6 protein-coding genes and 1 pseudogene are annotated in these 6,848 nt (G+C 69.7%); all 7 read right to left on the bottom strand.

Features of this window, described 5'->3' with window-relative positions; translation table 11 throughout:
• A partial coding sequence (locus AC1DU6_RS15760; RefSeq protein ID WP_477858191.1) for a diguanylate cyclase occupies positions 1 to 906 on the bottom strand: 906 nt, incomplete at its 3' end.
• Positions 890 to 1,939, bottom strand: coding sequence for a chemotaxis response regulator protein-glutamate methylesterase (gene cheB / locus AC1DU6_RS15755; RefSeq protein WP_457323002.1), 1,050 nt, complete (start codon positions 1,937 to 1,939; stop codon positions 890 to 892). The genes AC1DU6_RS15760 and cheB, both read right to left, overlap by 17 nt.
• A complete protein-coding gene (locus AC1DU6_RS15750; RefSeq protein ID WP_477858189.1) occupies positions 1,936 to 4,119 on the bottom strand; it encodes a hybrid sensor histidine kinase/response regulator in 2,184 nt (727 codons plus the stop codon). Before AC1DU6_RS15750 ends, cheB begins: the two co-directional genes overlap by 4 nt.
• Positions 4,120 to 4,189: 70 nt before the next feature.
• A complete protein-coding gene (locus tag AC1DU6_RS15745; protein WP_477858187.1) occupies positions 4,190 to 4,912 on the bottom strand; it encodes a chemotaxis protein CheW in 723 nt (240 codons plus the stop codon).
• A gap of 13 nt (positions 4,913 to 4,925) precedes the next feature.
• The gene (locus AC1DU6_RS15740; protein ID WP_477858186.1) at positions 4,926 to 6,170 is read right to left on the bottom strand and encodes a CheR family methyltransferase; all 1,245 of its coding nucleotides are present in this window, start codon (positions 6,168 to 6,170) and stop codon (positions 4,926 to 4,928) included.
• Positions 6,170 to 6,631, bottom strand: a complete 462-nt coding sequence (locus AC1DU6_RS15735; RefSeq protein WP_457390943.1) for a chemotaxis protein CheW — start codon at positions 6,629 to 6,631, stop codon at positions 6,170 to 6,172. Before AC1DU6_RS15735 ends, AC1DU6_RS15740 begins: the two co-directional genes overlap by 1 nt.
• 18 nt (positions 6,632 to 6,649) lie before the next feature.
• Positions 6,650 to 6,848: pseudogene (locus AC1DU6_RS15730) on the bottom strand (methyl-accepting chemotaxis protein); the annotation flags it as partial.

The raw sequence follows: 6,848 nt of genomic DNA, 5'->3' as shown, positions 1-6,848 counted from the left end.
GATGCACACCGTGAGGTGCCGGGCCGGCGCCGAATCGCCCTGCGCCAGTTCAAGGTCCTGCACGGCCAGGCGCAGTTTTTCGGCCATGAAACTGGCCCCGGCCGCCGGCGTGGTCGTCATGACCAGCGCGAACTCCTCGCCACCGTAGCGCGCCACGAGATCGGTCGAGCGGTTGGCATTCAGGTGCAAGGTGCCTGCCACCTTCTGCAAGGCCTCGTCGCCGGCCGGGTGGCCGTAGGTGTCGTTGTACTGCTTGAAATCATCGATATCGACCATCAGCACGGAGAGCGTGCTCTGGTCGCGCAGCGCCCGGCTCCATTCCATCTGGATGTGCTCGTTGAACCGGCGCCGGTTGCTGATCTCGGTGAGCCCGTCCACGTAGGTCAACCGCTGCAGCTCGATGTTCAACTCCGTCAGCTGCTGCTGGCTCTCGCGCAGGGCCCGGTACGCCTCGTCGCGCTGCAGCTGGATCGAATACCCCCTGGAGTGGTAGCGGATGCGCGCCACCAGCTCGACCTGGCTCGGCAGCTTGACGAGATAGTCGTTGGCACCGGCCTCGAACGCTTCGCTTTTCACCGCCGGGTCCTCGGTGGTCGACAGCACCACGATCGGGATGTCCATGGTGGCCGCGTTGGCGCGGTAGCGGCGAACCAGCGTCAGGCCGTCGATGCCGGGCATGACCAGGTCCTGCAGGATCACCGTCGGCCCGATCTGCTCGGCCAAGGCGATCGCCTTCCCGGGATCGGCGCAGTAGTGGAAATCGATGTCCGCGTGGCTCAGCAGCGCGCGGCGCACGGCCTCGCCGATCATCGCCTGGTCGTCGACCAGCAGCACCATGACGGGACGGCGCCTGGCCGCCGATGGCTTCGGGAGGTCGAGGCTCTTCATATCAAGGTCGATCATCATGGCCTCCTGGTTCTGGTTGCATGCAAAGCGCAGCGCGCAGCCGCGGTGCGATCGCGTCGATGGGCAGGACGTCCACCGCAGCGTCCAGCGCCACGGCGGCCCTCGGCATGCCGTAGACGGCGCAACTCGCCTGGTCCTGCGCGATGGTGTGGTGCCCCTGGTCGCGCAGCGCCTTCAAACCGAGTGCGCCGTCGCGTCCCATGCCGGTCAACAGCACGCCGACGACGCCGCCCCGCCACAGCGCACAGGCGCTGTGGAAGAACACGTCGACCGAGGGACGGTAGACGTACTCCCGCGGGATCGGCGTGTACGCCAGGCACCCGCCCGCCACAAGCCGCAGATGGTCGTTGGTGGCGGCGAGCAGCACCACGCCCGCGGTGGGCCGGTCGCCTTCCGCGGCCACCCGCACAGGCAGCGTCGAATGCTGCCCGAGCCACTGAGCCATGCCGGCGGCGAACTGCTCGTCCACATGCTGCACGATGACGACGGCACCCGGGAAATCTGCCGGCAGGCCGTGCAGCAAGGTGGCCAGCGCCGCAGGGCCGCCCGCCGAGGCGCCGATGGCGATCAAGGGCTGCGGGCAGCTCTTGCGCAACCTCGCAGCGGACCGGGCGGCGTCGACCCGGGCCGGGGCGCTGTCGCCGATCAGCTTGCCGATGATCTCGATCTTCGCCAGCAGCGGTGCGGCGCCTGCGTGCGGGTCGGTGCCGGCCAGCGTCGGCGTGTCGACGACGTCGAGCGCGCCGTGGCCCATCGCGTCGAAGACGCGGGCGGTGTTGGCACCCATGTTGGAGGTGACAAGCAGGATGGCGCACGGCGTCTGCGCCATGATGCGCCGTGTCGCCTCGACCCCGTCGACCACCGGCATCAGCAGGTCCATCAGCACGAGGTCGGGCCGCTGTTCAGCGCAGCGCTGCACCGCCTGCGCGCCGTTCTCGGCCACCCAGATGACGCGGTGTTCCGGCTTCAGCGCCAGCACGCGCCGCAAGGCCTCCACGGCCAGCGGCAGGTCGTTGACGATGGCGATCTTCATGTGACGACCGCCTCGCCGATCAGGTCCACGGCCGCCTGCAGCAGCGTCTCGTCCTGAAAGCTGCCCTTGGTCAGGTAGTGGTTGGCCCCGGCTTCCAACCCGCGCCGGCGATCCTCGTCGCGATCCTTGTACGACATGATCATCACCGGCAGCGACTTCAGGTTCGGATCCTTCCTGACCAGCGTGACCAGCTCGATGCCGTCCATGCGCGGCATGTCGATGTCGGTCACCAGCAGGTCGAAGTGGCCGGTGCGCACCGCATTCCAGCCATCCATGCCGTCGACGGCCACCTCGACGTCGAAGCCGTGCTGGGCCAGCAGCTTGCGTTCGAGTTCACGCACCGTCAGCGAGTCGTCGACCACCAGCACGCGCTTGCGCTTGCTCGCCCCGGCGGCGCCGGTGCCTGGCCGCACCTGGCTCAGCTGGCCGGAGGCAATCAACTTCTGCACCGAGCGGATCATGTCCTCGATGTCGATGATGAGCACCGGCGACCCGTCTTCCATCAGCGCGCCGGCGCTGACGTCCTTGACCTTGCCCAGGCGCGGGTCGAGCGCCTGCACCACCAGCTCGCATTCGCCGAGGAAACGGTCCACCACCAAGCCGTAGATGTCCTCGTGGTCGCCGACGACGAGGACCGACAAGTCGCCCGCCAAGGCCTGGGGCGCGTCCACCTGCAGCAACTGGTGCGCAGTGACCAGGCCGACGCGTCGCCCGTCGACTTCGACGTGCTGCCGCCCCTCGAGCAACTCGACCCGCTGTGGCGCGATTTTCAGGGCGCGGAAAATGCGCGCCAGCGGGAAGGCGTACGGCTCGCCGCCGATGTGCACGAGCAGCGTGCGCACTACCGACAGCGTGAGCGGCAATTGCAGCTGGAAGCGCGTGCCCAGGCCCGGCTGCGTCGACACGCGAACGCTGCCGCGCACCTGTTTGACCATGTCCTGCACGACGTCGAGCCCGACGCCCCGCCCGGAGACCTCGGTCACCCGCCGGCTGAGCGTGAAACCCGGCAGGAACAGGAACTCCAGCAGCTCGGACTCCGAGAGCTCGGCCGCGACCTCGGGTTTGGCGTGGCGGCGCTCGACGACGGCGCTGCGCAGTGCGTCCAGGGCGATGCCGCCGCCGTCATCGGACACGGTGATCTGTAACGCCCCGGCACTGTGGCGCGCCTCGAGCCGCACGACGCCTTCCGCGGGTTTGCCCACGGCGTGTCGCTGTCCAGGCAATTCGATGCCATGGTCCAGCGCATTACGCAGCAGGTGGCCCAGCGGCGCATCCAGCTTCTCGAGCACGTCGCGGTCCACCGGCGTCGCGGCACCGACGATTTCGAGCCTGACCTGCTTGCCCAGCGAGCGCCCCAGGTCGCGCAGCATGCGGGGCATGGTTTGAACACCGTCCGCGAATGGCCGCATCCGACAGGCCACCGCCTCGTCGTACAACCGGCGCGACAGGTCGGCCGAGCGCCGCTCGAAAGTTTCCAGATCGGCCAACCCCTGAGCCAACAGCTGCTCGCACTCCAGCATGCGGCGCCTGACCTCGGGCGGTGCGGCCCGCTCTTGCGCAACCTCATGCTGAAGCCGCTTGAGCCGCAGCAGTGAGTTGGCGAAAGGCGTGAGCCACCTTGCGGCCACCAATGATTCGCCGGCCAGCCCGAGCAGCCGATTCAGGTTGTCGGCGGTGACGCGCACGACGCGGTCCGAGGCGTCGCGCGCTGGTGCCGCCGCGGGCGGCGCCACCGCTGCCTGCAGCACCGGCGCTGCCGCGTCGGGCGCCGGGTCGTCTTCGTCGCCGGCCAGCATCGCGGTCTTCAGGGCGTCGACGAAGGCCTTCACCTGCAGCGCGTCGCCAGGGTCCGTCCCGGCGGTCCGGCCCAGGCGCGCGAGCAGGTCCACACCCGCGAGCAACGGGTCGATCTGACGTTGGCGCAGCCGCAACCGGCCCGTTTGAGCGGCGACGAAGCAGTCTTCCATCGCATGCGCCACTTCCACCGCGGCGCCAATGCCGACGATGCTGGCGGCACCCTTGAGCGAATGGGCGGCGCGCATGCAGGACTCGAGCTGGTCGGCGGCGTCCGGACTGCGCTCCAGGGCCAGCAGTCCCTGCGTCAGCAACGGGGCGTGGTTCTCCACTTCGATGCGAAACAGGTCCAGCATCGACAGGTCGCTGAGATCGACGCTGCTCATTGGGGCTCCCTAGGCGCTGCGCGCCATCCCGCCAAGCGGGAATGAGCCCCTTCGGGCGGCCGGGCGGGGCTCATGCGAGGCCCCGTTGAATGGTGTAGAGCAGCAGTTGCTCGTCGAGCAGGCCGACCGCGCGCTCATTGCTGCCCCCTGGCGCTTCTCGAGGGGTTCGCCCGCGTTCGGGCGGCCGGGTGGCGGGTTCGTGCCAGGCCAGGATCGCCTTGGAGTAGGTCGCCGTGGCACGCGCGACGGTGGCAGGCACTGGCTTCAGCGTGGCCGGATCGAAGCGCCGGATGCCGTGCATTTCGTCGACCGCGAAGCCCAGGCGCTGGCCGTCCAGGCCGATCACCACCAGGCGCCGCAGTGTCAGGCGTTGCCGTGCGTGCCCCGTCTCGGCGACGTGCGCCAGGCCGAGGACGCTGCCCAGCGATACGCAGACCAGCAACTCGCCCCGCACGTTGGCCACACCCTGCACGACGCCGCCGCGCCGGCTCGGCAGCGAATGGATCGCCGGCAAGGCGGCGACTTCCTGGAACACCGGCGTCGGCAGGGCCAGCCATTCGGCACCGATGCGAAAGATGACCGCCGAGCCCACCTCGGCCAGCCCAGCCTCGTGAGCCTGCGCCATGTGGCGGGTGCAGTCGGCGAGGTAGCCGGGCGGCGCCTGCCGGTCAAGTAAGGCCAGCGCGGCGGCGGCGTGGGTTGGACAGTGGCTGCAGTGCACGTGCTGCTTCAGTTCCGGGCAGGAACCATCGCCGCGAATGCCGATGCGGTTCCAGCAGTCGTCCAGGGCCACTTGCATGTTCATGTCAAGCCCCGCCTGGTTGCAGCCGGCTCGCGCGCTGCTGCAAGCGCCGCGCGCCGGCCGCGTCGCCCTGCYTTTGCAGCAGCAGGGCAAGGTGGATCAACGCCTCGTGGTGATTCGGGTTCAGATAGAGCGCCTTGCGGTACTGGTCGGCCGCATCGCCCGTGTTGCCGCTTGCGTCGCGCACCAGGCCGAGCAGATTGAACGCATCGGCCGTAGGCCCGTGCTCGCGCAGATGTGCTTCACAGTGCGACGCAGCCTCGGCGAGGTGGCCCTGGTCGGCCAGGCGCTGTGCGTGGGCTATGCCCGTCGCCGCTTCGGCCCGCACAGTCGCCTGCGGCGCGGTAGCGGGGGGCGCCACCCGGGGCCGAGCGGGCCGCGGGGGCGCGGCCACCGGGGCCGGAGCACGTACGGGCCTGGGTGGCGCCGGGGTTGCACGGAGCTTGATGACGCTGCCGGGCGCCGGCCCCTTGCGGAAGGCAAACGCGAGCGGAAGCTTTGCAGAGACGAAGCCGTGATCCGACAGCAGGGCCGTCTCCGACGGGCCGACGAACAGCCAGCCGCGCGGCGCAAGCAGCCGGCCCAGCACCGCGATGGCGCGGTCCTGCGTGGCGCGGTCGAAGTAGATCAGCACATTGCGGCAGAAGATGACGTCGTAGAGCCCCGTCCCGGCCACCAGGCCGTCCAGCAGGTTGCCCGGTCGAAATTGCACGAGCCCGCGCACCGCCTCCGTCGGGCTGTGGCCGCCCGCCGTCGCGATGAAGTGGCGATCACGGAACGCCAGGTCGCTGCCGCGAAACGAATTTCGGCCGTAGACCGCAACCTGCGCCCGCGCCAGCGCACGCAGGCTGATGTCGACGGCATCGATGCGCAGCGCATTGGCCGGAAAGCCGGCGTCGAGCAATGCCATGGCCATCGAATAGGGCTCCTCGCCGGTCGCGCACGGCACGCTCAGCAAGCGCAGCACGCCCTGCGCCTGAGCAGGCGCTTCCTCGCCGGCCAGGCGCGCCAGCGCCACGAAGGCTGCCGGGTCGCGGAAGAACCAGGTCTCGGGCACGACCACCGCCTCGATGAGTTCCTGCAACTCGACGCTCGAGCCGCAGAGCCGTTCCCAGTAGGCCTGCGCGTCCGCCAGCCCGCAGGCCGACAGCCGCTCCTGCACCGCACGCTCGACGGACGCCGATCCGATCGAGGCCGCATCCAGGCCCATCGTCTGCTTGAGCAATTGCTCGAAACGGGTCATGTCCATCACGCTGCCCCGGCCTCGTCGAACAACATCGCGCGCAGCGACGCCGGAAGCAGACCCTGCACCTCGACGCGCTGGATCAGCCCCTGCGCGTCGGTCGTCACCGGGCCGAGCCAGGGCGCTGCGTCGACGTTGACGCCGGCCGCAACGAACTCCGCCGGCTCGCGGCGCAGCGTCTGCGTCGCCCTTTCGACCAACAGGCCGAGCAGGTGCGGGCCGGCTGCGGGATCGGGGAAAGTCACGAGCACGATGCGCGTGCTCAGGCGGTTCGCTGACGGGCGGCCGAGCGCGAGTTCGCTGAGGTCGATGACCGGCACCGGCACACCTCGGTAGTCGCACAGGCCGGCCACCGTCGACGGCGCGAGCGGGATCGCCTTCACGCCAAGCCGCGGCAGCACGGCGACGACCTGACCCGCGTCGAGCGCGTAGCGTTCACTGCCGATCTGAAAAAGGATGAACAGCATCCGGCCGGCCCTCGGGCCTCAGGCCTGCGCCAGTTTGAAGCGCGAGACGCCGCTGCGCAGCCCGCCAGCCGCCTGGTGCAAGCCGTCGATCGCCTGGCCCGACTGGCGCAGCGAGTCGACGGTCTGCTGGGCGGCTTCGGTCAACTGTGTCAGTGCCTGGCTGATCTGCTCGGCGCCGGTCGCCTGCGTCTGCACGCTTTCGCTGACGGCCTCGAAA

Source organism: Roseateles sp. P5_B10, assembly GCF_056400485.1.
The sequence above is the reverse complement of the archived record's forward strand: the minus strand, read 5'-3'. Positions and strand labels throughout refer to the sequence as shown.